The sequence below is a fragment of the Shewanella algidipiscicola genome (assembly GCF_900380485.1).
Classification (GTDB): Bacteria; Pseudomonadota; Gammaproteobacteria; order Enterobacterales; family Shewanellaceae; genus Shewanella; species Shewanella algidipiscicola.
Genome location: NZ_OXJV01000016.1, coordinates 79,780 through 105,814, shown reverse-complemented (window position 1 = coordinate 105,814; position 26,035 = coordinate 79,780). Strand labels below are relative to the sequence as shown.

Annotated in this window: 21 protein-coding genes; 11 read left to right on the top strand and 10 right to left on the bottom strand. The window is 49.0% G+C overall.

Annotated features, from left to right (window positions below):
- Positions 1-21: 21 nt before the first annotated feature.
- Both DN599_RS10780 and DN599_RS10775 read left to right on the top strand, forming a co-directional pair.
- A complete protein-coding gene (locus DN599_RS10780; protein ID WP_110457632.1) occupies positions 22-1,776 on the top strand; it encodes a flavocytochrome c in 1,755 nt (584 codons plus the stop codon).
- Between the two features lie 387 nt (positions 1,777-2,163).
- A complete protein-coding gene (locus DN599_RS10775) occupies positions 2,164-4,062 on the top strand; it encodes a methyl-accepting chemotaxis protein (protein WP_338054435.1) in 1,899 nt (632 codons plus the stop codon).
- A gap of 361 nt (positions 4,063-4,423) precedes the next feature.
- On the opposite strand, the gene DN599_RS10765 is transcribed toward DN599_RS10775, so the two are convergent.
- The 3 genes from DN599_RS10765 to DN599_RS10755 all read right to left on the bottom strand — a co-directional run bounded on the left by DN599_RS10765 (position 4,424) and on the right by DN599_RS10755 (position 6,809).
- On the bottom strand, positions 4,424-5,638 hold the full coding sequence (locus DN599_RS10765) for a 4Fe-4S binding protein (RefSeq protein ID WP_110457631.1): 1,215 nt from the start codon (positions 5,636-5,638) through the stop codon (positions 4,424-4,426).
- Positions 5,639-5,913: 275 nt separating this feature from the next.
- A complete protein-coding gene (locus DN599_RS10760) occupies positions 5,914-6,564 on the bottom strand; it encodes a DUF2959 domain-containing protein (RefSeq protein WP_110457630.1) in 651 nt (216 codons plus the stop codon).
- Positions 6,565-6,587: 23 nt separating this feature from the next.
- Positions 6,588-6,809 carry a hypothetical protein gene (locus tag DN599_RS10755; RefSeq protein WP_110457629.1) on the bottom strand — a complete coding sequence of 74 codons (222 nt, stop codon included), beginning with the start codon at positions 6,807-6,809 and terminating at the stop codon, positions 6,588-6,590.
- An 86-nt stretch (positions 6,810-6,895) separates the two neighbouring features.
- Between DN599_RS10755 and DN599_RS10750 the strand changes: the two genes are divergently transcribed.
- The 4 genes from DN599_RS10750 to DN599_RS10735 all read left to right on the top strand — a co-directional run bounded on the left by DN599_RS10750 (position 6,896) and on the right by DN599_RS10735 (position 9,771).
- The gene (locus DN599_RS10750; RefSeq protein WP_239473289.1) at positions 6,896-7,843 is read left to right on the top strand and encodes a virulence factor BrkB family protein; all 948 of its coding nucleotides are present in this window, start codon (positions 6,896-6,898) and stop codon (positions 7,841-7,843) included.
- On the top strand, positions 7,840-8,775 hold the full coding sequence (locus DN599_RS10745; RefSeq protein ID WP_110457627.1) for an alpha/beta fold hydrolase: 936 nt from the start codon (positions 7,840-7,842) through the stop codon (positions 8,773-8,775). Before DN599_RS10750 ends, DN599_RS10745 begins: the two co-directional genes overlap by 4 nt.
- Positions 8,776-8,871: 96 nt before the next feature.
- The gene (gene dtd / locus DN599_RS10740) at positions 8,872-9,309 is read left to right on the top strand and encodes a D-aminoacyl-tRNA deacylase (protein WP_110457626.1); all 438 of its coding nucleotides are present in this window, start codon (positions 8,872-8,874) and stop codon (positions 9,307-9,309) included.
- Between the two features lie 15 nt (positions 9,310-9,324).
- Entirely contained in the window at positions 9,325-9,771 is a 447-nt protein-coding gene (locus tag DN599_RS10735) for a thioesterase domain-containing protein (RefSeq protein ID WP_110457625.1), read from the top strand.
- A gap of 102 nt (positions 9,772-9,873) precedes the next feature.
- Here DN599_RS10735 and DN599_RS10730 read toward each other — a convergent pair whose 3' ends face one another.
- The gene (locus tag DN599_RS10730) at positions 9,874-10,437 is read right to left on the bottom strand and encodes a NapC/NirT family cytochrome c (RefSeq protein ID WP_110457624.1); all 564 of its coding nucleotides are present in this window, start codon (positions 10,435-10,437) and stop codon (positions 9,874-9,876) included.
- A 528-nt stretch (positions 10,438-10,965) separates the two neighbouring features.
- On the opposite strand from DN599_RS10730, the gene DN599_RS10725 reads away from it, so the two are divergent.
- The 4 genes from DN599_RS10725 to DN599_RS10710 all read left to right on the top strand — a co-directional run bounded on the left by DN599_RS10725 (position 10,966) and on the right by DN599_RS10710 (position 17,001).
- Positions 10,966-11,376 (top strand): hypothetical protein, encoded by a 411-nt coding sequence (locus DN599_RS10725; RefSeq protein WP_110457623.1) that lies wholly within the window; start codon positions 10,966-10,968, stop codon positions 11,374-11,376.
- A gap of 299 nt (positions 11,377-11,675) precedes the next feature.
- Positions 11,676-12,221, top strand: coding sequence for a heavy metal-binding domain-containing protein (locus DN599_RS10720; RefSeq protein ID WP_110457622.1), 546 nt, complete (start codon positions 11,676-11,678; stop codon positions 12,219-12,221).
- A gap of 23 nt (positions 12,222-12,244) precedes the next feature.
- Entirely contained in the window at positions 12,245-13,846 is a 1,602-nt protein-coding gene (locus DN599_RS10715) for an efflux RND transporter periplasmic adaptor subunit (protein WP_110457621.1), read from the top strand.
- Between the two features lie 8 nt (positions 13,847-13,854).
- Positions 13,855-17,001: an efflux RND transporter permease subunit gene (locus DN599_RS10710; RefSeq protein WP_110457620.1), complete on the top strand. Its 3,147-nt coding sequence runs from the start codon at positions 13,855-13,857 to the stop codon at positions 16,999-17,001.
- A gap of 81 nt (positions 17,002-17,082) precedes the next feature.
- Here DN599_RS10710 and mtr read toward each other — a convergent pair whose 3' ends face one another.
- The 3 genes from mtr to DN599_RS10695 form a co-directional block, all read right to left on the bottom strand.
- The gene (gene mtr / locus DN599_RS10705) at positions 17,083-18,342 is read right to left on the bottom strand and encodes a tryptophan permease (protein ID WP_110457619.1); all 1,260 of its coding nucleotides are present in this window, start codon (positions 18,340-18,342) and stop codon (positions 17,083-17,085) included.
- A complete protein-coding gene (gene plsB, locus DN599_RS10700) occupies positions 18,342-20,765 on the bottom strand; it encodes a glycerol-3-phosphate 1-O-acyltransferase PlsB (protein WP_110457847.1) in 2,424 nt (807 codons plus the stop codon). The genes mtr and plsB overlap by 1 nt, the downstream gene beginning before the upstream one ends.
- A gap of 316 nt (positions 20,766-21,081) precedes the next feature.
- Entirely contained in the window at positions 21,082-22,455 is a 1,374-nt protein-coding gene (locus tag DN599_RS10695) for a DUF4397 domain-containing protein (protein ID WP_110457618.1), read from the bottom strand.
- A gap of 295 nt (positions 22,456-22,750) precedes the next feature.
- Here DN599_RS10695 and DN599_RS10690 point away from each other — a divergent pair, with 295 nt between their 5' ends.
- Positions 22,751-23,344: an FMN-dependent NADH-azoreductase gene (locus DN599_RS10690; protein WP_110457617.1), complete on the top strand. Its 594-nt coding sequence runs from the start codon at positions 22,751-22,753 to the stop codon at positions 23,342-23,344.
- Positions 23,345-23,556: 212 nt separating this feature from the next.
- Here the strand turns inward: DN599_RS10690 and DN599_RS10685 are convergent, their stop codons facing one another.
- From DN599_RS10685 to DN599_RS10675, 3 genes are read right to left on the bottom strand one after another with little or no spacing between them, the layout of a single operon-like run.
- The gene (locus DN599_RS10685; RefSeq protein ID WP_110457616.1) at positions 23,557-24,798 is read right to left on the bottom strand and encodes a beta-ketoacyl-ACP synthase; all 1,242 of its coding nucleotides are present in this window, start codon (positions 24,796-24,798) and stop codon (positions 23,557-23,559) included.
- Complete coding sequence (locus tag DN599_RS10680; protein ID WP_110457615.1) at positions 24,798-25,523, bottom strand: 3-ketoacyl-ACP reductase FabG2; 726 nt, start codon at positions 25,521-25,523, stop codon at positions 24,798-24,800. Before DN599_RS10680 ends, DN599_RS10685 begins: the two co-directional genes overlap by 1 nt.
- Entirely contained in the window at positions 25,520-26,035 is a 516-nt protein-coding gene (locus DN599_RS10675; RefSeq protein ID WP_110457614.1) for a hotdog family protein, read from the bottom strand. The genes DN599_RS10680 and DN599_RS10675 overlap by 4 nt, the downstream gene beginning before the upstream one ends.

The following is a 26,035-nucleotide window of genomic DNA, read 5'->3' as shown; positions in this document are numbered from 1 at the left end:
TGGCTTAAAAAGGAATAAACAATGATTAAAAGAACGATTATCGCCAGTGCAATTGTAGCTCTGGCCATGGGATGCTCTACACAAGAGAGTCAACCTATAGTGAAGAGTGAAGGCGCTGCTTTTGGTAAGCACGGAGAGATCCAGATCCAAACTGCTACTAAAGGTGGTCAGTTGGTGGATATTAGTGTCATTAAGCAAAATGAAAACAAAGTCTTAGCCGCCTCGGTATTTACCGAAATGAAAGATGCCATGATTGCCAATAACAGTACCGAAGTCGATGGTATCAGTGGCGCGACCATTACCAGTGGTGCATTTAAAGAGGCAGTTGAGAGCTCTCTTGCCGCAGCGGGTGTGACCTTGGTAGCCGGTATGGCTAAGAGCAGTGATAAGTCGAAAGATCTGATTGCCAGCGAGCAAAATTTCGATGTGGTTGTCATCGGTTCCGGTGGCGCAGGTTTCAGCGCCGCGATCACGGCTAAAAATGCCGGCGCTAACGTTGTGATTATCGAAAAGATGCCGACTGTTGGTGGTAACAGCTTGATCACCGGTGGCCAGATGAATGTGCCGGGCAACTGGGTTCAAAAGAAGATGGGCATCGAAGACAGTATCGATCTGTTTGTAAAAGATACCCTTAAGGGAGGCGACTACCTGGGTGATCCTGAGATGGTACAGCTCCTGGCCGAACAGGCACTGCCTGCCGCAGAGTGGCTAAGGGACTATATTAAGGTCGATTTTTACAAAGATCAGTTATTCCAATTTGGTGGCCATAGCGTTAAGCGTGCTTTGATCCCACGTAACCATACGGGAGCAGAGTGGATCAGCAAGTTTATGGCTAAAACTGATGAGCTGCAGATCCCTATTCATACCCGCACGACTGCAACAGCTTTGATTAAAGATCAAAGCGGACGCGTGATTGGTGTTGAAGCAGAGAAAAATGGCCAGAAGATAACCTACAACGCCAAGCGTGGTGTGGTCATTGCAACTGGCGGTTTTGGTGCTAATGTGGCGATGCGTACCAAATATGTGCCTGAGCTAGATAGTCGTTATGGCACCACCAATGCGCGTGGGATCATGGGCGATGGCATTGTTATGGCCGAAAAGTTAAATGCTAAAACCCATAATATGGAGTCGATTCAGACTTATCCTATCTGTCATATCGATACTGGGGTGATCTCTTTAATTGCCGACTCTCGCTTCTTTGGCGCCATCGTGGTGAATAAAGAAGGCCATCGTTTTGTTGAAGAGTTAGAGCGTCGTGACGTTATCAGCCGTGCGATCCTAGCGCAAACTAATCAGCAGGCTTATGTACTGTGGGGCGCAGAGATCGAAGAAGTTGCCGATGTGGTTAGCGTACATAAAGATGAATTCGCTGAGCTTAACCGTAAAGGCATGATGTTTAAAGCTGACTCAATCGAAGAGTTAGCCGACAAATTCGGCGTCGATAAAAAAGCACTTATGGCACAAGTTGACCGTGTGAATCAGTTTGCTAAAGCAGGTGATGATAAAGAGTTTAATCATCGTGGTGGCCTGAAAACGATTATGAAGCCACCTTTCTACATGCTAGTCGCCAAGCCTTCTGTACACCACACTATGGGTGGTTTGATGACAGATACCCATACCCGAGTGTTAGACACCCAAGGTAAGCCGATTGCAGGACTATTTGCCGCCGGTGAAGTGACAGGTCTGACGCACGGTTCGAACCGTCTTGGTGGTAACGCCATTACCGATATTACCGTATTTGGACGTATCGCAGGTCAAGAAGCTGCCGCGCAATAAGCGTTAGTGCAGCAATACCATGCCGACCAGCCAGCTGGTCGGCATTTTTCATCCTCAATCATGAATGACTTAGCGGCGCATTGACTCTGAGCTGATTGTTTTATCTCGTCACACCCTGTAATTATCACCGCCAGATGTCACTTTTATACGGCGTAAACTCGCTGGTCGCGACATATTCGAACGGCTTACTTAATGATTTAAATGACATTTTAGGCAATGCTGCGAACCATTTTACTGCTATAGGCTCTGGCCGCTGCCGTATCTGCTACTGCGTTCATTGTACTGACCATGTTGAGTTAATTAGCTGGCGCGCAGTCAGAAGAAGCACTGTGCCGACTTGGTTATTGTTAACGTTTTTACTGTTTTTAGCTAATAGGAAGTGCACAGTTGTTGAATTTTAAAAAAGCATTAATCTCTTCATCAGTCATATTACTGGCGCTTAGCCTGTTGGTGTCTAATTGGCTGTCATATACCCATATTAGAGATCTCACTATTAATAGTGTTAATCAGAAAAGTATCGCTTTAGTGGATGCCGAGTCGAGTAAACTCGGCACCTGGTTTGATAGCCAAGTATTAGCGGTTACCTCTGTGGTCAATAATTATAAAAGCGGCTTGCTTCATCAAGATTTTGCTGCGGTTGCTCAGTTAGCACAAAGCGGCAGCCATCTGACCAATATCTGCTTAGGATTTGAATCTGGCATTGCGTACTCTTCTAATAGCGATCATGGCTGGACCGATGGGATTAGTCCCGCAGATTATGATCCGCGTCAACGCCCTTGGTACAAGCAGGGGCGTAGTGCCGATGGGTTAGACATTACCGATGTTTATCTTGATAAATTTACCGGTGAGCAGGGCGTTTCGATTGTCAGTGATTTAGGTGACGGTGCTATTTTTGGCAGTATCGAACTCTCAAGGTTACATTCAAGCGTTGCCAATATCGCCTTTCCTGGTGCAGTGGCTGTTATCACCGATGGCACAGGTAAAATCATGGCATCGAGTGCGACAGAATATCCAATCGGTCAGCATTTTTCGGCAATGGGGCTAGGTCAGGTTGAGCAGCAGATGTTGTCCAATCAGACCACACAGCAAGCATATCGATTTAATGGTATCGAAAAGTTAGCGTTTTCTAAAGCGATTGAGTTGCTTAATGGCAAGCGATGGTATCTGTTTATTGGGGTGGATAAATCGGTTGCGTATGCGGAGGTGGAAGACGCACTGCATGATGCCATTATGCTATCGCTGTTGGTATTAGTCATGGCCATTTTGGCTTCCCTTGCCATATTAAAAATTCTCTATCGTCCTATCTTGGCGCTTAAAGAGATGGTGGAGGATCTGGCGATAGGTAATGGCGATCTAACCCGCCGTTTAACCGTCAATAGTGATGACGATCTTGGGCAGATCTCTGCCGGCATTAACCGCTTTATCGCTAAGCTGCAAGAGATGCTATTAGAGATAAAAAGCGCAGCAACACATATCTCTCACAGTGCACAGTCGTTAAAGGCACAGACTGATTCGAATGCAAAAATACTAGCCGCACATATTCAAGAAACGGATCAAGTGGTTACCGCTATTGAGGAGATGAATGCAACGGCACATGATGTTGCACAAAACGCCTCTGATACCGCCCAGTTTACTCAACATACCAATACACAAACGGCCAACGCCAGAGAGTGTGTCTCTGAGGCTAAGGCGACGGTTGCCCAGCTGATGTTAGAGGTCGATAACACCGCAACCGACATCGCCGCTATTGATAAGGATACCTTAAATATTACCCATGTTCTTAAGGTCATAGGGGATATTGCCGACCAAACTAATTTGTTGGCGTTAAATGCTGCCATTGAAGCGGCGCGAGCGGGAGAGCAGGGCAGAGGGTTTGCCGTGGTCGCCGACGAGGTGAGGGCGCTAGCCGCCAGAACACAGGCGAGTACCGCCGAAATTGAAACCACGCTGGCAAAATTGCGCCTCGGAGCCGACAATGCGATTTCGGCTATGCAAGTCACCAAGGACACCTGCCAAAAAACCACGCAGGCCACCGATTTAGTTGCCGATGATCTCGACATTATTGGCAATTCGGTAAGGCATATATCTGATCTTAATGCCCAAATAGCGACAGCTGCAGAGGAGCAGAGCTCTGTAGCGGCTGAAATCACGCGTAATATTGCTTCGATGAGTGAAATGGTTACCGCGTTAACCGCCAGTGGCGATGCCGCCGTGGCTGAAACCACGGAGTTAACGGCCGCACATGGCACGCTCAGCCAGTTAGTTGCGCAATTCAAACTGAGTTAATCTTAAAGCCTTAATCGATGCTTTCGGATTTATAGTCAGTGTGTAGCTGTAATCGACAAATCGGTGCGAAGAGCCTAACAAAGACAGTAATGTAATGAGCGTTTAAATGCACTGGCGGCTGGCCGTATTCCTTGCTCACTGGCAAGGTGGGTATAGATGGCGTTCAGGCTGCTTTTGCACAATTGATGACAAACCAGCATCACATTAAGGTGATCATCGAACCGTGGCGAAGTGGGGCGCTACACATGTTTGGCATAAACGGTGTTATAACGTCTTACTCTCATAAAATCAGCCTCCGAGCCTGCACTTTGAGGCTGATTTTTTTAGGCGATATTGAGTGTCTACTCGGCCCGCCTTGGGGTTAATGACCAATGGCGTTAAGGTGTTGGATCAGGTACATCCGCATTTCAGTTGGGGTTTGACTGACCCAAAAACCGCTCACATAGGCGATCAGTGGCAACATAAATAGCAGCATGAATAACATGATGGTCAAACCCCGGGCGGATAGGGTAAAGCCTTTTCGGGTACTTAAGTGCAGCGCCTCTTTCTTAGGGCAGGCGCTGACACAGCGCATGCAGGCTTGGCATTCGTCTGAGCGGATATGTTTTTGGGTGTGCACACTGATGGCCGCTGGGCAGGCGCGAGTGCATTTGTCGCAGTGCATCCCTTTAGATTCGATAAGGCAGTGCTGAGTGTTACGGCGTATTTTAAATGGGCTTAAAAAGCTCAGTAGTCCAAGAAGTGCACCATAGGGACAAATATAGCGACAAAAACCTTGTCGGCGCCAAGCGGCGAGCGCCAAAATCATCCCGAAGCAGATTAGGGTGACTACGCCTGGGGTGATAAAAAACAGCGCCATTTTTAGGTCGGCAATTTTATGGTAGTGACTGTTTAGGTATTGCGGTATCGATGCACTTGGCATGCTGAAGATGATGTAAAAAAAACCGGCTAATAGAAGGTATTTAAGCATCCGTAGTGGCCAGTCTAGCCATGCTGGTGGCATAAATTCACGTTTGATGACGCGTTTTCTGAGTTTATACAGATATTCACCCGCCAAGCCCAGTGGGCAAGCCCAGCCACAAAAGGCCCGTTTACACAATAGCCCTGTCAGTAGTACTACGGTTAGCATCACAGCTGCAGCAGGGTGGTTTTGATCCCAAATGCCCAAACTTATAATGGCCTTTAGTTCGATCCCCCCCGCGATAGGTAAAAAGCCATCACCCACATCGGGGCGCATTAACCAAGGCGTTATGCCCATTTTTAGTAGGGCTGCATTAGCGGCAAACTGTAACCCCACCAGCAACATCGACAGTGCCAGCAGGTGTTGGCATACCTCTCTTAAGGTGTTGGCTCTCACAGTGCCTTTTATCAGCTCAGGGTGATAGCGGTTGGTGATAGCCAGCCCTATAACGGCGATGAATAGCGCTAATAATAACGGCCAGTAAAGGGTGATTGCCAAGGCGCCAATGAGTAGGCCTCCCGTTAGCAGTGCCCCCCATTTTTTGCCGCTCCAATAGAGCAAGCTGATGCTATACACCAAGGCTAACATTAAGGTTACAGATTCGATTATGGTCATCGTGGAAATACCAAGTAATGGCTTGTATCTATAAGAGGAGAGAGCTTGATCTTAGTTCTGCTTCGCTATCGATAGTGTGGTGTGAATCGCGAAATTAAGCCCTTATATGTCTGGTTTGATGATCTGTATCGCCTTGTTAGTAAAGTGTAATACTTCGATTGGTTGGGTTTTACTGTTACAGCAGCATTAACTCATGTTCAACGGCTACTCTGCGTATCTTAAAATGCAAGGCACAAAAAAGCCCTCAAAGATGAGGGCTTTTTGCGAAGGGGTGGCTATTTTGCGCCTTCGAGCGATTCGATAAACTGGGTCGACTCGGCTATCGATTTATTCATTTCGTTAATCAGGCTAGCAATATCGGTTTGCAGGCTGGCAAACTCGCCCTTTATGGCGCCTATGGCTTGGGCATTAAGGTTATGCTTGAGATACAGCATATTGTCTTTCATTGCCGTTAAAATAGGTGCCATTTTGCCCTCGGCACGGCGCATAGTGCGCATCAGCTGGGTGTAAGAGCGTTGAGTTTCACGCAGCTTAGCCTCGCTATTGCGTCGAAGGCTGGCTTTACTTATCTCGCCAATCTCCGTTTGCCACTCATCAAATAGCGCTTCGGCGACATCTTCTACTTTATTGATACGACTGCTGACCTCGTCGGCGGCCTCTTGTGAGGCTTCGTACTCCTCCTTGGCCTTGTTGTAGGCGCTTTGTAGATCGCCGCCGTCATGGTTAAGCAGTGTCTGCATCTCTTCCAGAGCCGAGCTAAATTGTTCTTGCGCCTCTTGCTGCGACTCTTTGGCATCGCTCACTCGGTCGACCATGATGTCGCGTTTATGGTAACCCACTTTTTCCATAGCGCCGTAGTAGGCACTCTGGCAGCCACTGAGTAACAACACCGAGGTGATGATGGCCACAGATAGTCTGTTTTTCATCCTGAAAGTATCCTTGTGTGAGTTTAATAGGCCCTAAATTTGGCCGCATCGATAATGCTCCACAGGTGGGCGATACCGCCTATAATTGCCGGAACAATCAACCACCATAAAGCATAACCAACAATGGTGATGACGCAAAAGAGTAAGGCCGCCAAGATGCGCCCTTGCACTAATTGCCCCAACCCAGGGAAAAAGAAACTTGCGATAGCGGCAATCACATTGCCTGCAGAACCTTGTTGAGACATGAATTTATTCCTTACACTTGTATCTAGTGTCTTTAAACTTGTAATCTAGCTTACGCAGTTAACACGACTTGAATCAAGAGAATACCGTGATAAATAGAATCGATGTAAGCCTATTTCGTTCCATTATGCTGGGTATCTGGGCATTTATGATACATCTAAAGCAGCGTGTGGCGGAAGATCAGATCAACATGCGCGCCGGGCATTTGGCTTATGTGACCCTACTGTCTTTGGTGCCCATGGTGGCGGTAACCATGTCGATGCTGTCAGCCTTTCCCGTATTCAAAGGCATTAGAGTGCATATCGAGGCCTTTATTTACAATAATTTTATCCCTTCGGCAGGCGACAGCGTACAAACCTACATTAATGAATTTGTGGCAAATGCATCCAAAGGTACTGTGGTGGGGATCGGTGCCTTGGTGGTGGTGGCAATTTTACTGATCTCTAATATCGATAAATCAATTAATGGCATTTGGCGCACCACAGAGCAGCGCCCATTTGCGGTCTCCTTGTCTATGTATTGGATGGTGCTGACCTTAGGCCCTGTATTGATGGGGGCGAGTTTAGTCGCTACCTCTTATGTAGTATCGCTGCAACTGTTTAATGATACCGAGTTTGGTGATGTGGTGCCTTGGTTGGTTGAGCGTTTACCCATGCTGTTTTCTGTCGCGACCTTTTTACTCATCTATATGGTGGTACCCAATACTAAGGTGAAGTTTTTTCACGCCTTATTAGGCGCGATTGCTGCCGCGTTGCTGTTTGAACTGGGTAAAAAAGGCTTTGCATTGTACCTCACTGAATTTCCGGCCTATGAAGCCATTTATGGCGCGTTAGCCACTATACCCATTTTATTTGTATGGGTTTATCTGTCGTGGATCATAGTGTTGATTGGCGCCGAGATCACTGCCGCTATGCCTGAATATCTAGATAAACGCCTGTTATCACTCGATGATAGTGATGAGCCAGCTGCCGATGCCGTCAACCATGACGATAGTCATGCTAGCAGTAAGTCTAAAGATAACGCCGCTAAATCATGAGCTTGTTCGATGCCTTTGGACTGATCCGCCAAGATTGGTTGGATGTCGGTGATGGTCATCAATTGTTCTTAGCCCAATATGGCGATGCCGATGGCATCCCTGTGCTTTATTTGCATGGTGGCCCTGGGGCGGGATGCAGCCTTGATGAGCTGGCTCTGTTTAGGGTGAAAGGTTTACGTATCTATATGTTAGATCAACGTGCTGCAGGGCGCTCTAAGCCTTATGGTTGCTTGGAAGATAACGATCTTGTTAATTTGTTAACCGACATAGAAAAGGTCAGGCAATGGGCCGGAGTAGCGCGTTGGTGTCTGCTGGGCGGTTCATTTGGGGCAACCTTAGGGTACTTATACAGTTGCATCTATCCGCAGCGAGTCTTGGCTCAGGTGTTATGGAGCCTGTTTATTCCATCGGCGGCTGGCATCGACTGGCTGTATGGTCGCCGTGGTGTTGCGCAGATCTTTTCGAGCCAATATCGCCAGTTTGTTCGCCGTGTCGATGATACCGACCAATTGCTGCAGCAATTTGAACAAGACTTTAATGACCAAGATAGCGAGATTAGGGATGAGGCGATTCAACGTTGGTTGGCCTGGGAACTGGCACTCGCCGCCCCAGGTATGAGTATCGATAATGTTGAACAAGGCCGAGTGTTGGCCCGTATCGAGTTACATTATGCTCGCCATGACTATTTTGGTGCTTACCCATTGATGCAACAAGTTGGCGCCTTATTACAATGCCCCACAGTGATTTTGCAAGGAGAGCTAGATTGGGTGTGTCCACAACGGTTAGTGGATGACTTTTTAAGCCAATTTGGCCCGCCTTTATTACGCTCTCGCCTAGTCAATAGCGGCCATCATACTCTTATCGATACCAGGATGCGTCAGGCGGTCAGCGATGCGGTTGGGCAAATGAGCCGTTACATTAAACATCAATAAAAATATCGACAACTCGTGTTGAGGTGCTGGGCTAAGCCATAGTTAAGTGTCGCCCGCAGTGTCGTAATACAGACGTAGATAAGGAGAGTAAGGGTTGTGATAGCCTTAATTCAACGAGTAAAACAGGCTAAAGTCGAGGTGGCAGGGCAGACCATTGGCGCTATCGAGCAAGGCCTATTAATTTTTCTTGGCGTAGAGCGCGAAGACGATATCGCTAAGATGGAAAAACTGGCCACTAAGGTGATGAACTACCGCGTATTTGCCGATGATAATGGTAAGATGAACCTCAATGTGCAGCAAGTGGATGGGAGTCTGCTGGTGGTATCGCAGTTTACTTTAGCTGCCGATACTGGTCGTGGTTTGCGCCCCAGTTTTTCAGGGGCGGGGACGCCTGAGCAAGCCAAGGGGTTGTATCACGCTTTTGTGGATTATTGTCGAACTCAAGGCATGGCGGTCGAAACGGGTGAATTTGCTGCCGATATGCAGGTCAGCTTGATCAATGACGGCCCAGTGACCTTTAATCTGCAGGTGTAGCCTATGCCCCTTAGGATGACAGAGCGATTAATACAATTGGGTGAGATCTGGCATAACACCATTCCGGTGAGTGAATTTATGCAGATAACGCCTGAGTCATACCATGATGACACCTTGAGTGTATCGGCCCCGTTAGCTCCGAACATCAACCTACATCACACTATGTTTGCCGGCAGCATCTATACCTTGATGACGTTGACTGGTTGGGGGGCGGTTTGGCTAAATCAGGGCCTGTGTCAGGTTGAGGGGGACATTGTATTGGCCAAGGCGGATATTCGTTATCTTGCCCCTGTTGGTGCAAAGCCTGTCGCCAAGGTGCGCTGGCCAGATGCTGATTTAAGTGGTTTAGCCAAGGGGCGTAAGGTCAAAGTGACCTTACAGGTTGCGCTTTATTGTGATGACAAGTGTTGTGCCCGGTTTGAGGGGACATATGTGAGTCTGCCACATTTACCCTTGGCATAACGATCGATCCATAGAGAAGGGTTGGCATTAAATAACAAAAAAGCCTCATTACTGAGGCTTTTTTACGTTTATCGATTTAGGCTAGTGCCAAATACTCGATGATTATCCTTTTGGATAAGGGTGAGCAACGCCCTTGTGACAATCAACACAAGTCTTACGCTTGTCAGCGTCTTTCTTGAAGTTCATGTCGTGCATTCTCTTAGCCATCTTCTTCATGGTTTCAGGCTGGTTTTCGTAAATACGAGTATGACAGTGGCGACAGTTCGCACTATCGTTAGCGCGGAAATACTTAAGTGCAAGGTCTGCTTGTTCTTTACGGTTTTCATCTAACCACTCTTGCGTGTTAAAGCCATCGATAGTCAAGAAACCATAGAGGTCTTTAGACACGATGATCTTTTTAATTAGGTAGTCGACCGGGCCGTGAGGTAAGTGACAGTCTTGACACTGCACCGTGACACCTGCGCTACCGCCGCCATGGGCAGAGGCCAATACTTCATCCTTGAGTGAATGATTGCTATGGCAAGACATACAGAATTCATCTGTACTGGTTGCATGTAATGTTTGTTGTGTCGCGAAATAACCCACAACACCGATGACAACACCGACCACAATTAGGGCTAGTATTGAGTATTTCGCGCTTGGTTTGAATAGTGCACGCCAGTTCATCGCTGTATCTCCAAATATAGTTGTTTTATCTAATATTTACTTCATCTCTGACACTGAGTATAACCAGAAGCAGACGGCGGATCTGGGTTTATAACTGTAAAATGAGAGCTAGCTCTAACTCTAATTTACATTAATGAGAATATCGTAATTTGATTAATATATATGCGTATTAGCTAAAGTTACTGCAAACTGAAGAATGTAGCAAGGTTGATAACATCTTTGTATTAAAGTGAAATTTGTGGCGGATGGTGTGCAATAAATTGAGTCTGTCGATGTGGTGGGATATTTTTGTGGCGCAGACGGAACCTATTGGCGGCTCTGCTGGTCTACTGCAGTACAGCTATTGCACCAAGTGCAATAGCAATAACCCAGTGTCGACGTCGATAAACCTATGGTGCTGAAAGGCATACAAAAAGGCAGGGTGTTACCGTTAGATATCTGGGTTGTTTGTCTAGAAATTGTGAATTCAATCAAGGTTGTTTAAAAATTTCGTGATAAACTACCGTCATCTCATTGTTAGGAAAGTTCATGCGTAACGTATTTCGCCGCCATACATTAGTTATCTTTACTCTGTTCGCTATGCTGGGACAGGTAATGCTATCTAATGGGTTTTCTATGGTGCCCAATGCGCATGCCCATGATTCATCCATGATGATGCAGATGAGCAATAGTGATGCATGTCATCCATCCGAAGCAGAGCGCCAAGCTCACTGCTGCGATGCCGAGCAAAATGTGCTTCCCGCGGCTCAGCATTGCTGTGAAGGCAATGGATATTGCAAGGGAGATTGTACTCACTGCTTAGTGATTTCGATGACAGGTACCCTATTTAGCGTTACGTCTTGGCCAGACTTTCGCGGCTCAGAATCTATCCTGGCTACTCAAATGCCTCATTTCCACTCCATCTCGTTAGGGTCAGAAATTAAACCTCCGATTGCGTAGCATCGTCGGCTATTACCGACACTTAATGTTACCTGCAATGTCAGGTCTAATTTTTAGCTTTAGCTTTTTATATATTTTTAGTCGTTAACTCCTGCTATGCGCATGGCGCTAGGTTAGGTGATCTCACACCACAATAAGTTGAATTGTTAGTGTGGTGCACTTTTCTGCCATAGTGTTATGCAGTTACGGGATGCTAACGGTGATTATTTTATATTTAGCCGCCAATTGCTTTAGCCATATTTGGCTATATCAGGGCTCGAGGCCTAGCAATGCGGCCACCATTACGATGGAGTCAATCAATGCAAACCCTTATCAGTTTAGTGCTAACTGCTTTTCTTTTTGTTATCTCGGCGCCGATGGCATCTGCCCATCAGCACGCTCATGGTGAGCAAGCCCAGCAACATTATGATTGCCCTATGCATCCCGAAGTCATTGGTGAGAAAGGTGATACTTGCCCAAAATGCGGTATGAACCTCACGCCAGTTAAAGGTACCGCTGAACATAAGAAATACCCACATGGTAAACATCACTCAAACGCACAAGGGCACCATGGTCATCATGATGCAGGCAAGTGTGATAACTGTCCGAAACATCAAGGTGAGGCTAAAGCGTCTGCAAAATACGACTGTCCTATGCATCCTGAAGTTGTTGGCGAGAAAGGTGACACCTGCCCAAAATGCGGTATGCACCTCACGCCAGTTAAAGAGGCAGCTTTGAGTGCAAAATACGACTGTCCAATGCATTCTGAAGTTGTTGGTGAGAAAGGTGATACCTGCCCAAAATGCGGTATGAACCTCACGCCTGTTAACACGGCTCACGGCGCAGCAACGCATAAACATCACTAATTACTGAGTGGGATTGAGGCATTATGAGTTATTTCAATATGAGTGATAAGTGTAAACCATTGGCGTATTTTGTCAGTGCATTACTGATGGTGACGCCGCAATTGAGTGCGGCCCAAGTACAGTCAAGTGGCAGTGATAGTGCAACACAAACCCAGCATCAACATCTTGGTGAGCAAAAAACCTATGTGTGTCCCATGCATCCAGAAGAGACCAGCCACGAAGCCGGCAGTCGTTGCCCGCAGTGCAATATGTTTCTGGTGGAGCAAGAACATGAGTCGGCACTAACAGATAAGGTCGTCAGCGCCGACCAAAAAACCTATGTGTGCCCCATGCATCCAGAAGAGACCAGCCATGAGGCCGGCAGTCGTTGCCCGCAGTGCAATATGTTTCTGGTTGAAGAAGAGGAAGAGGAGGCGGTCGATAGCGAGCATACGGCACATCAAGTCGCCAGCGGCGAGAGCGCCGATCCCTTAGCGCGAGCCAAACCAGCCCCCTTAACCGGTGAGCCTTCGATCAAGTATGTATGCCCTATGCACGCGCATATCATCAGTGATGTGCCGAGCACGTGTCCTATCTGCGGCATGAACCTTGAAAAAGTCGAAGTGGGCGGTGCCCAGTCTGAAATCGAGATCCAGGTATCCGGTGGTATGCAGCAAGCCTTAGCGTTAAAAGTGGCGCCAGCCACAAGAGACACTATGTGGAAGTTTGTCAGAACCGTCGGTCAGATAGGCTATGATGAGAGCGAAATTAGCCATATTCATGCGCGAGTCAACGGCTGGATAGAAAAGCTCGCGATTAAATCTGTCGGCGATAAGGTCACTAAAGGGCAGTTGCTGTATGAGATCTATTCGCCCGACTTAATTAACGCCCAAGATGATTACCTGTTGGCGCTGGGCAGTTTACGCAGCTCGGGCAACAGTAAAAACTATCAAGATTTAGTGCGCCGCGCCGGATTGAGGCTTGAGCTGTTAGGTATGACTCGCGGCCAAATTGAGCGTTTAGCCAAGACGGAACAGACCCAATATCGGGTGCCATTTTATGCGCAAACCGATGGCATAGTTAAACAGCTGTCGGTCAGAGACGGCATGTATATTCAGCCCACCACCGAGGTGATGTCATTAGCTAACTTATCTAAGGTGTGGGTGATTGCCGATGTGTTTGAAAATGAGCAGAACTGGATTGCGTTAGGACAACATGCCGAAGTGTCTGTGCCTGCGATGGGACTACAAGATATCGAGGGCGTGATCGATTATATCTACCCCGAACTTGATCCCGTGACCCGCAGTTTACGGGTCAGAGTCGTACTCAATAGTGGCGATGTGGCGCTGCGCCCCAATACGCTGGCCAATATCGCCATTTTTGGCGGCCCTAATCGTAATGCCTTAGTGATCCCACAAGAAGCTTTAATCCAAACTGGGCATGAAAACCGGGTGATAGTTAAGCAGAGCGACAACAGTTTTGTGGCCCGTCAGGTCACTGTGGGCATGATGTCTCAAGGTAAAGCGGAGATCCTCAGCGGCTTAAGCGAAGGGGAAAACGTGGTGATCTCGGGGCAGTTCTTGCTGGATTCAGAAGCTAGCCTAAAAGGCAGTTTAATGCGCCTTAGCAGCGGCCATCAGCACTAGGGGACATTATGTTAACCAAAATTATTCAATTGGCCATCCAGCAAAGGCTGATGGTGCTGATCATCACTATTATGATTGGCGTGTGGGGTGTACAAGAGCTCAGAAGTACTCCGTTAGATGCCTTACCGGATCTGTCGGATGTGCAGGTGATTATTAAAACTCCTTTTGCAGGGCAAGCCCCACAACTGGTAGAGGAGCAGGTCACTTACCCTTTATCGACCGCTATGCTCGCGGTGCCAGGCGCGAAAACCGTGCGCGGTTATTCGTTTTTCGGTGACTCTTATGTGTATGTCATCTTCGAAGATGGCACCGACATCTACTGGGCCCGTTCGCGGGTACTGGAATATTTAAGCCAAGTAAGTAGTCGCTTACCGCCTGGGGTTCAGCCATCATTGGGGCCTGATGCCTCGGGTGTGGGCTGGATTTTTGAATATGCCTTAGTGGATCGCTCCGGCAGTTTAGATCTGTCACAATTAAAAAGTCTGCAAGATTGGTACTTAAAATTAGAGCTGCAGAGTGTGGCGGGAGTGTCAGAAGTCGCCACCGTTGGCGGCATGGAGCAAACTTATCAAATCGTGGTCGAGCCAGACAAGCTGGCCATCTATCGTTTAGATATCGCCACCATTAAAAACGCCATCGCGAAATCGAACACCGAAGCCGGCGGCTCGGTGATTGAGATGGCCGAAGCTGAATATATGGTGCGGGCTAAAGGATACCGACAAACCTTAGATGATTTTCGTGAAATCCCACTGGGGATCACCAGCCCGTCGGGAACGCCTCTGTTACTTAAAGATGTGGCGACGGTGCGCAAAGGCCCTGCGTCGCGTCGTGGTATTGCCGAGCTTGACGGTGAAGGTGAGGTGGTCGGCGGCATTATCGTGATGCGTTACGGTGAAAATGCCTTAGCCACCATTGAGGCGGTCAAAGCCAAGTTAGAGCAGCTCAAGGCTGGTTTGCCCCAAGGGGTAGAAATTGTACCTACCTATGACAGATCGCATTTGATCGAGAGTTCGGTCGACAACTTGTTCAGCAAGGTGATTGAGGAGATGGTGGTTGTCGGCGTGGTCTGTTTGCTGTTTTTACTGCATGCGCGCTCGACATTGGTGGCGGTGATCACCTTGCCGCTGTCTATTCTCATCGCCTTTATCGTGATGAATAAGATGGGAGTAAACGCTAACATCATGAGTCTGGGCGGCATCGCCATCGCCATTGGCGCCGTGGTCGATGGGGCCATTGTGATGATAGAGAACATGCACAAGCATCTGGAGCATTTTAGGCAGGAGCATCAGCGCGGCCCAGATAATAAAGAGCATTGGCACATCGTGGCGCAGGCCTCGGTCGAGGTGGGGCCGGCGCTCTTTTTCTCACTGCTTATCATTACCTTAAGTTTTGTGCCCGTTTTTGCCTTAGAGGCGCAAGAGGGGCGGCTGTTCAGCCCGCTGGCTTACACTAAGACCTTTGCGATGGCGGCCGCGGCCGTATTGTCGATAACCTTAGTCCCCGTACTCATGGGCTTTTTTATTCGCGGCAACATTCCTAAAGAGAGCAGTAACCCCATTAGCCGCATATTAATTGCCCTGTATAAGCCGTCGCTGACGCTGGTGCTACGTTTCCCTAAAGTCACCTTGTTAGTGGCACTCGTGGCACTGGGTAGTGCTTGGTATCCGGTAACGCAAATGGGCAGCGAGTTTATGCCTGAACTGGAAGAGGGCGATCTGCTGTATATGCCCACCGCCTTACCGGGGATCAGTGCCAGTAAAGCGGCCGAAGTTCTGCAACAGACCGACAGGTTAATTAAAACCGTGCCTGAGGTTAAGCGAGTGTTTGGTAAGGTGGGGCGTGCCGAAACCGCGACCGATCCGGCGCCGCTCACCATGTTAGAGACCACTATCATGCTTAAACCCAGAGCCGAGTGGCGCGAGGGTATTGCGTTAAGCGACATCATAGATCAGCTGCAAAAAACCGTTAAAGTGCCCGGTTTAACCAACGCCTGGGTGCAGCCGATTAAGACCCGTATCGATATGTTATCGACGGGGATAAAAACCCCGGTAGGGATTAAGATCACTGGCGCCGATGTCAATGAGTTGCAGCAAGTGGGCGCCGATATCGAGGCGATCCTCAGTCAGTTGCCACATACCAAATCGGCTTATGCCGAGCGAGTTGGTGGCGGACGTTATATCGATATCGCCCCTAAGTTAGATGTGGCTTCCCGTTATGGTATGTCGCTGAGTGATATCCAAGATGTGGTGCGCTATGCCATCGGGGGGATGAAAATTGGTGAGTCGGTGCAGGGCGCCGAGCGTTACCCTATCAACCTGCGTTATCCCCGAGAGCTGCGTGACAATATCGACAAGCTAAGAGAGCTTCCGGTGATCACTAAGTCAGGGCATTACCTGCCGCTACGCAACTTGGCCGATATCAGCATTAGCGATGGCGCGCCTATGTTAAAGAGTGAAAACGGTCGCCTGATCTCGTGGGTGTTTGTCGATATTGAGGGCACTTCAATTGGCGAGTACATCACTCAGGCGCAAACGGTGCTCGATGAGCAGTTGGTGGTGCCGCCGCGTTACAGTTATAGCTTTGCCGGGCAGTATGAATATATGCAACGGGTGGACGCTAAACTGAAACAGGTGATCCCCATGGCGCTGGCGGTGATCTTTATTCTGCTGATGATGACTTTTGGCTCAACCATGCAGGCCTCTATCATCATGCTCAGTCTGCCATTTGCTTTGGTTGGCAGCACTTGGTTGCTCTACCTGCTCGACTTTAATATGTCGGTAGCGGTCGCTGTTGGGATGATCGCGTTAGCGGGTGTGGCCGCCGAGTTTGGGGTGGTGATGTTGGTGTATCTCAATAATGCCATTAAGCACCGTAAAGAGACCGGCAGCTATGTGGTCATTGGCGATCTTAAAGCGGCGCTTATCGAGGGGGCTGTGATGCGTATTCGACCCAAGGCGATGACGGTCGCGACCATCTTCTTTGGCCTATTACCTATCATGTGGGGCTCGGGCGCGGGTAACGATGTGATGCAGAAGATTGCTGCGCCTATGGTGGGCGGCATGATAACCGCGCCGTTGCTGTCGCTGTTTGTGTTACCCGCGCTGTATTTGCTGATTTACGGTCGCACGTTGAGCAAGGATGACGCTAATACCTAGTTGCTTATCTTGTAAATGACAACAGTAAACAAAAAAAGGCGCTCTAAGAGCGCCTTTTTTATTGGGTTGCAGTGAGGTGAATTACGAACCGTAGACCGGCAACAATTCAGCCATGGCAAGCAGGTGACAGGCCGCGGTCAATACGCCATAACCAATGACGATGGCGATCACTGCTGTGCCGCCAGGCACTTTAAAGCTTTGGCTATGGGGAAACATCTGCCGCGCCCGATACGCCATCAAGGCAGGCACAATGGCCGCCCAAATGGTGGCGGCGATGGCCGCAAAGCCAATGGCAATTAAGAAGCCATTGGGAAACAGCAGCCCAAGTAAGGTTGGCGGTACAAAGGTGACCGTCGCGGTTTTTAAACGGCCAGCGCGAGTTTCCTCAAAACCGAATAGATCCGCAAGGTAGTCAAACAGCCCTAAGGTTACCCCTAAAAACGACGAGGCTACCGCCAAGTTAGCAAACAGGGTTAGCATGGTATTAAGCCAACGGCTACTCATCACATCAGATAGCGCCGCTACCAGCACGCCGATATTCCCCCCTTGGGCGATAATATCGATAAACTCGATACGTGAGATATTGCCCATGGTGGCCATGAGCCAGCAGACATAAATGACAAACGCGATTAAGGTGCCCAAAGTGATGGCTTTCACTATGGTATTGGCGTCCTTGCCATAGTACTTCACTAAGCTTGGCACATTGCCGTGATAACCAAAACTGACTAAACCAAACGGGATCGCCGCTAACATATAGGGTAAATAACGGTTTTCACCATTGGGATTAAACAACTTAACGGGCTCAATTTCGATAAGCAAGTTACCTATGGCCAAAAAGAAGGTGATTATCATCCCCCCCAGCATGATGGTGGTGATGCGATCGACCGCCTTAGTGCTGATAAACACCACTATGGCTAAGCCAACGGCGAAGATAAGCCCGGCTAAGCTTTGAGGCAATTCAATCCCTAAGCCCGTTAAGCTATGGTTGACGATGGACCCGCCGCCACTGATGTAAGCATAGGCCAGAATGTACAACACAAAGGCGATGGACAGGCCGTTTACGATGCGCCAAAAGTTGCCTAAGGTGTCGCGGGTCAGGGTGTCAAAACTGGCGCCGGGTTCAAAGTGTAAATTGGTTTCGAGCAGTAATAGCCCAGAGACCAACATACAAAACCACACGCCTAACATCATCACTAGCGAGTAACTAAACCACATACCCGCGCCGACGACAGGCAGAGAGAACATCCCGGCACCGACGGCGGTACCTGCGATAATCATTGCGCCACCCAATAATGATTTGCCAGAGGCTTTATGCTTGGCGGCATTCATATGGTTGGCCATTACGCGTGGTGCTCCGCAGCGACACTGTCGACAATGGTTTGTTTCACCGAGGCATGTAGCAGATGGTTCGCCCGTGAGCGAATACGCTGCACATCGGCTTGCTTCGCATTATCGGCCAGATAACCTAACTCTTTTAACTTAACGCTCAGGGTGCCGTAGAGTTTTTTATCATAAAACTCAGGTGCTGTGATGCCATGCAATGCGCCAAGGCGCTGAGCTAACTGATGGCTATCGCTCTCGAGTTCTGAGCGTTCAATGTTAGGTGCAGCGGCCAAAATATTGAAGATAATGGCGTAGCGCTGCATAGTTTCACTGATAGTGCCCGCCAAATACAGTAGTTGGTTAAGATGCTCTGGATTGACGCTAAAGCTTGTTGCTTCACTGATAAGCCCCTGCTCAAGCAGCAGATCCAACAACTGAGAGACATATTCAGGTATATCGTCTATTCCCATAAACAGTTCGGCTTGTAGCAGTGGATAAAAGTCTTCGACGGTATCGATAATCGTTTGACGAGTGCAGTTATCGTGCTGGGTTAGGCAACTGGCGATTAACGACGGGATAATCATTAAGTGAATGATATTATTGCGATAATATGTCATAGACACCGCCTGGCTTTCATCGATAGAGATGATGTCACCCAGTGGGTCACGGTCGAGTGTAAACTTTTTCAGCTCAAGCCCCTGTTCTATCAATTTGGCGCCGTCGCCTTCAACGACCGAGGCAAATTCAGTGTAAGGTAGCTTTTTGAGTATGGTCAGATACAGATCTAGCTGTTTTTCCAGCTGTGAACGTTCTAACGCATGTTGCTCTGAGGCCAGTAACACTAAACTGGTTAAGGTCACCGAGCTGACTGCGGCGGCATCGTTAATGCGCGTCATCACCCGATTAGCCAAAGTGTTGACCACAGGGGTGAGCCAAGTGGGTTTTTGCTCGCGGTCTTGGGCCAGCTCTTCACGCCAGTTTGGCACTTGCTCGTTGAGGAAGTTGTGTAGCGTGATTGGCTGACCGAAGTTAACGTAACCTTGACCGAAATTGCCTAATTTACGGATGGCACCAAACACCTGCCATAGCGACTCTTTTTTCTTTGTCTTACCGCTGAGCTCTTTGTGGTAAGTGGCCACTTCCATCACATGATCATAGCCAAGATACACGGGCACTAAGGTCACTGGGCGCTCGACTCCGCGCAGTACACTGTTAAGTGTCATGGCGATCATGCCGGTTTTCGGTGCTAATAAGCGTCCTGTGCGTGAACGTCCACCTTCGGTGAAATACTCAACCGAATAGCCTTTGGCAAACAGTTGATCTAAATATTCACGAAAGACGGCGGTGTAAAGTTTGTTGCCGCGGAAGCTGCGGCGAATAAAGAAGGCGCCGCCACGGCGGAACATGGGGCCAGCGGGCCAGAAGTTAAGGTTAATTCCGGCGGCAATATGCGGTGGCACCATACCTTGGTAATAGAGGATATAAGAGAGTAACAGGTAGTCCATATGGCTACGGTGACAAGGGACATAGACAATTTCATGACCGTCATGGTGCAACTGACGAACCTGCTCTGCGCCTTTGATATTGATGCCTTTATACAACTTATTCCATAACCAAGTGAGGAAGCGCTCGGCAATACGCACTAGGCTGTCGGAGTAGTCCGCCGCGATCTCATCTAGGTATTCGAGTGCGGTTTCGCGGGCTTGGGCTTCGGAGATTTTTTTGCTCTGAGCTTCTTCTTGAATCGCTTTTTTCATCGATTCAGACTTAAGCAGCGAGTGGAATAAGTTTTGGCGATTCGGTAATACGGGCCCGGTCATGACCTTGCGTTGACGACGAAAATGCACCCGTGCCACTCGCGCCAGTTTTTGCGCGATACGTTTATCTGTGCCGTGTTCGTCGGCCATGTATCGCAGCGACATCGCATTAGAAAACTGTACGAAGTTATGTCGGCCTAAGAATAAAATCATCAGGCACTTACGCAGCCATGTCGGGTTTTCTCGCTCGAACACTGCCGCCTTCATGGTGTCATCTTCTTTGCCGGGAGTTCGCCCCCAGTATAGGCTGACGGGCACTAGCTGAATGTCGAGCTCTGGGTGTTGTTTGTGTGCACTGAGTAGACGAGTGAAGCTGTCGAGGTAATATTCGTTACTCTCGCGTTCACCAAACAAGGGTTTCGCCCCTTCGAGACAGACGACGCGCGACATTTTTTCGCCGCACACATTGAGTGCTTCATAGGGGCTAGGTAAGCCGAGTTTAGCGGTTATCTCGCTCAAGGCAGCGATATCACTGATGGATTTCGTCTTCATTACGTAGACCAGAGGTCTATCTGAATCCAGATTTAGGTCATCAAAAGGGTGCTGGGGAACCACTATAGTATGGACCAGTTTCTTTTGTATCCAACGTAATGATTTAAACCAGAAAGAGTCTTGTTTGGACATGATTATGTATGTGTTCAAGTCATTTTTAATAATGCAGAGAATACCAGAAAATGACAGCGACACCCTAATTTGTCTCCTTTAGGCGGGCCAAAAAGGGGTTGAGATAGAGGCGCTTTTATAAAAAAACAGCGCCTACTATAATTAGGCGCTGTTGTGGTTGGTCTCATCAGTAATCGCTGCGCCATTGAAATACTATGGTCAGCGTAACCTTGTGTTGCAATGCACTATCATCAAAGCGCTATGGCTAAAGCGTTGCAGTTTAAAGAGCTGCCACTCAAGACAAGTAGCTTATAAGACAATCATTTAACAGCAATAACTAAAGCGCTGGCACAAAGTCATCCATTAAAATCACTCCAAGTGGAGTGCCACCATTTGCGGCATCTACCGCCGCCACGCTGTAGAGGTTACCCGCCGCGAGCGTAACATTGAGTGGTCCAATCGCCGCCGTTTTACTGCCAGTGCCTGTTACTGTGACCACATAATCGCCAGCAGGCACGGACAAACTGCCCGATGTGGCTTTAAATGGCACGTTGCTAAGTGCTGGTGTGGCAGCGGTAATATCACTGCTTGGAGTGAGGTAGATATCCACATTACCCGCCGAATAAGAGGCGTGAATAATATTGAGTTTGGCCTCAGTTGCAACTCGGCGACGATCTTCCATCACCACTAATGGTGCAATATCACTATCGCTTAACGAGCCTACCGCCAATACGCTATAGCTGGCGCCTTGCGCTAGCGTCACAGGCGCGGCATCAATGACCACTAGGCTGTTGTCTGCATCGGCAGCCACGGTAATGGTATGGTCGCCCTCAGGCACATTAAGGTAGTCGGTCAATTCGCTAAAGCTAAGCATATCAACCGCAGGGATGGCTGCGCCGTCGAGGAAGATATCGACCGCAGGGGCATCAGCTACTGCATGAATGGCTCGCACATCACTGCCTGTCATGGTGTCTTGTAGCACCAGCTGTGCATCATCTAAGGCGACCAGAAGTGCTACAGGTGAATCACCGGTGGCAGCATTAGGGATGGCGCTTATCAGGTAATCATTGCCGGCTTGCAATGGGACAGTGCCAGAATCAAACACCGGCGTTTTTTGCCCAGATGCGGTAATGCGGATCTGATAATCGCTGGCTAAGATCTCAAGCTGATCGCTGACATCGAGGAAGTTAGCCGACAAGGTGGGCGCCTGAGATGTGATATCGACTCCCGGTGCGGTGACATAAATATCCACTAAACCGACATCAGATGCGCCGTGCAATACTTGTACACGGGCGTAATCGGTAGCAATGTCACTGACCGCATTGGCGATGAGTTTGAGTTGCAGCGTGTCCTCTGCCACCTTGCCAACGGCGACGGCGGTGTATTGCATCTCTGCCATGGCATCCAGCTCAGCGGTTAATACCTCAAGCACTGAGCCATCGGCTAATTGGGCATCGACACCAATGGCATAGGTATCAACTGGAACGGTCGTAAAACCGCTGGACACGGCATAATCGACGTCAGTGAGTAACGCGGCGCCGTTGGCATTGACGTTCACCTTTGGGGCATCGACGCCAGCATGGATCACACGTACCTGTGTTTCAAGCATGGGCTCGGGTAACTTGATAATATCGTCATCATCGTCATTACACGCGCTCAAACCAAACATCACGCTTGTACTGAGTAGTATCGCAGGGTATATCCGTTTCATGCATCCTTCCTCTATAACAGTTGATTAACATCAGCTATCTACGGCGAGATAAGAGCACAAGATCACAAAAAAAAGGGGATAAAAAACGACTCATTACGTTGTTCGTTAATTAATCAAATAAAATCAATGCGATATCATTTAGCCTTTGCTTATTCCTAATTCGTACCGGTCAGTAGGGAGGAGTGGTTGGTTTTACAATTCTATTTTATCGATTGTTTTGTCGCATTTTATGCGCTTTAGTTTCGATTAATCGATAATTATAATGGCTCATCTTTAGTCGGTATTGGAGTGTGTTATGGCGAGTGTATTGGTTTTAAAATCGAGTATTTTGGGTGAGTATTCTCAATCGGCTAAGTTAGTTGATGAGTTGCTACAAGAGTGGCAAGTAGAGGGGTCTAAGGTGACGGTGCGAGATTTAGCTGAGCAGACATTACCCGTGCTTGACGGTGAAATTGCACTAGCACTAAGAGGTGCTGACAATCTATCGGATAAGCAGCAGCAAGCAGTTGCAGTGTCTGATGAGCTGATTGCCGAGCTTAAGGCTCACGATACCCTGATTATCGCTGCGCCCATGTACAACTTTAGCATTCCGACGCAGCTAAAAAACTGGATCGATCTGATCGCTCGTGCCGGTGTGACCTTTACTTATACCGATACCGGCCCTCAAGGCTTGATCCAAGGTAAACGGGCCGTTGTCGTCACCACTCGTGGCGGTGTGCATAAAGCCGGAGCGACTGACCATGTTGTACCTTATCTTAAGACGGTATTAGGCTTTATTGGTATTGAAAATGTCGATACCGTTTACGCCGAAGCGCTCAATATGGGCCCTGAAGCCGCCGAGCAAGGAATACAGCAGGCGCAGCAAGAGATTAAGCAGCTGGTCGCGTAATCTGCTCAGATAAGCTCGCAGCCTTTAAGCTTTGGCAGTGTGGCTGCCTTGACTGAATAAGGCCGAATATTAAAATGGCGTAACCTAGGTTACGCCATTTTTCATTGTGCCACGGTCAATTGCGGCACTTCAAATGACCAATCAATGACCTATGACGCCACTGTCAATGAACAATGATGGCATAGTCTATTACGTCTTTTTGTGTTGCCAGCCTAGCCGCGCCAGCGCTTAAAGATCAGTGAAGTATTGATCCCGCCGAAGGCAAAGTTATTGCTCATTACATACTCTGTTTCTAGGTGGCGAATGCCATCTTTAATATAATCGAGTTTGCCGCAGGCCGGATCCACATGCTGCAAGTTTAGCGTCGGCGCAAACCACCCCGCATTCATCATCTCAATCGTTAACCAAGCCTCTAGCGAGCCGCACGCCCCGAGTGTGTGGCCAGTGTAGCTTTTGAGCGACGAGATAGGCATCTGCTGACCAAATACTGCCTCAGTTGCTTGGGTTTCGGCAATATCACCGCGGTCGGTGGCCGTGCCGTGAGCGTTAACATAGCCTATGGCTTGGGGCGCGAGCTGGGCATCTTTTAATGCCAAGCGGATAGCCACTTCCATGGTGTCGGCATTGGGCTGGGTCACGTGTAACCCATCGGCATTGGTGCCAAAGCCCACCAGTTCGGCGTAAATTTTCGCGCCGCGCGCCTTGGCGTGTTCAAGCTCTTCTAGCACTAAGGTACAGGCACCTTCACCGATAACCAGCCCGTCGCGATCGCTATCAAAAGGGCGCGGCGTCATGCTGGGCTGATCATTTTGAGTGCTGGTGGCAAACAGGGTGTCGAACACCACAGCTTCGGTTGGGCAAAGCTCTTCGGCGCCGCCGGCTAGCATCAGATCTTGCAGACCAAATTTGATCGCTTCATAAGCATAACCTATGCCTTGGCTGCCCGACGTACAGGCACTGCTGGTGGTGTGCACTCGGCCTTTTAAACCAAAAAACACCCCCACATTGACCGCGGTAGTATGGGCCATCATGCGTATATAGCTGGTGGCGGTGACGCCAGACATATCGCCAGTTTTCAACATGTCACCAAAGGCGATGAGCGGATCGGTACTGCCCGTCGATGAGCCGTAGGCGATGCCCATGGCGCCAGAATTCACCACAGGATCGTCAAACAGATTGGCATCAATTAAGGCTTTTTCGCTAGCCCATGTGGCCATGACAGAGACACGACCCATGGCGCGGATCTTTTTACGCGAATAGTGCGCAGGTTTATCGAAGTCGTTGATGGGGGCGGCGAGGCGCGTATTTAAACCGTCATATTTGTCCCACTCATCCATGCGCTGCACACAATTTTGTTGTGCCTGTAACCGCTTGGCAATGGTTGGCCAGTCGTGGCCCAATGCACTGACACCACCGATTCCGGTGATCACTACACGTCTTGTCGAACTTGTCATTAAATCATGCCACCATTAACTGAAATAACCTGACGGGTGATATAGGCGGCGTCTTCTGACATTAAGAAGTTCGCCAGCCCAGCGATTTCTGCCGGGGTGCCCATGCGGCGCATCGGCACCAGCTGTTTAACCATATCGCTTGGAATATCGGTTACCATGTCGGTTTCGATAAGGCCCGGCGCGATACAGTTAACGGTAATTTTACGTTTTGCCAGCTCTAAACTGAGCGCCTTGGTTGCACCAATAATCCCCGCTTTAGAGGCGCTGTAATTGACCTGACCGCGATTTCCGGCAATGCCAGACACTGACGCCATGGTGATAATGCGCCCACCTTGGCGGGTTTGGATCATCGGCATGGTGCAGGGATGGATCACATTATAGAAACCGTCGAGATTGGTGTGCACCACGCTGTCCCATTCTTGCTCGCTCATGGCGGGAAAGGCGGTGTCGCAATTAATGCCGGCATTTAACACCACGCCATAATAGGCGCCATGCTGCGCGATATCGGCCTCAATGGCCGCCTTGACGCCAGCACGATCGGCCACATCAAATTGCAGGCAACTGACCTGTGCGCCTAAGGCTTGCAACTGTGCTTGGGTGGCGTTAGCGGCATCTTGATTGCGGTGAAAATGCAGCGCAATATCAAACCCATTGGCCGCCAGTTTGAGGGCGATGGCTTTACCTATTCCGCGGCTAGAGCCTGTGACTAATACGCGTTTATTCATGAGTTATCTTCCCTGTTGTCTTGGCTGCTTTGAGCGATATAGGCTTGGGTGTCTTGCGGCTGAAATACATTGATGTTGGCCGTCGCCACAAGGGTAGCTTGGTGCAGAATTTGGCAGTCAAACACCGCCAACCCGCTCTCTTCTTGATATAGGCGACTGACCCTGATCTGGTAACGCTGCCCCAATTGGTACGCCTTAATGTGCAGCTGGAGTTTACGGGTGCCCAGCAGAAATCCGACGCGGATAGGCTGCTGCTTGGCGGTGGCTTCAATTCCCGCAAGCGCGGCGATGCTTTGCGCCATATATTCTATTCCCACATAGTTGGGTACAGATTGGGTCTTGTCATCAAAATAGGGGCTGCTAGGTTGAATAAATACCTCGCTCAGCAAGGTGTCTGGCTGATGTTCAAGCAGCCGATCGATCAAGATCATGGGCGCGCGATGGGGCAGATAATCGGCCACATCGAGCAGCGCTAATGGGGAGTTTGGGTTGTGGGTATTGCTCTGGTTCAT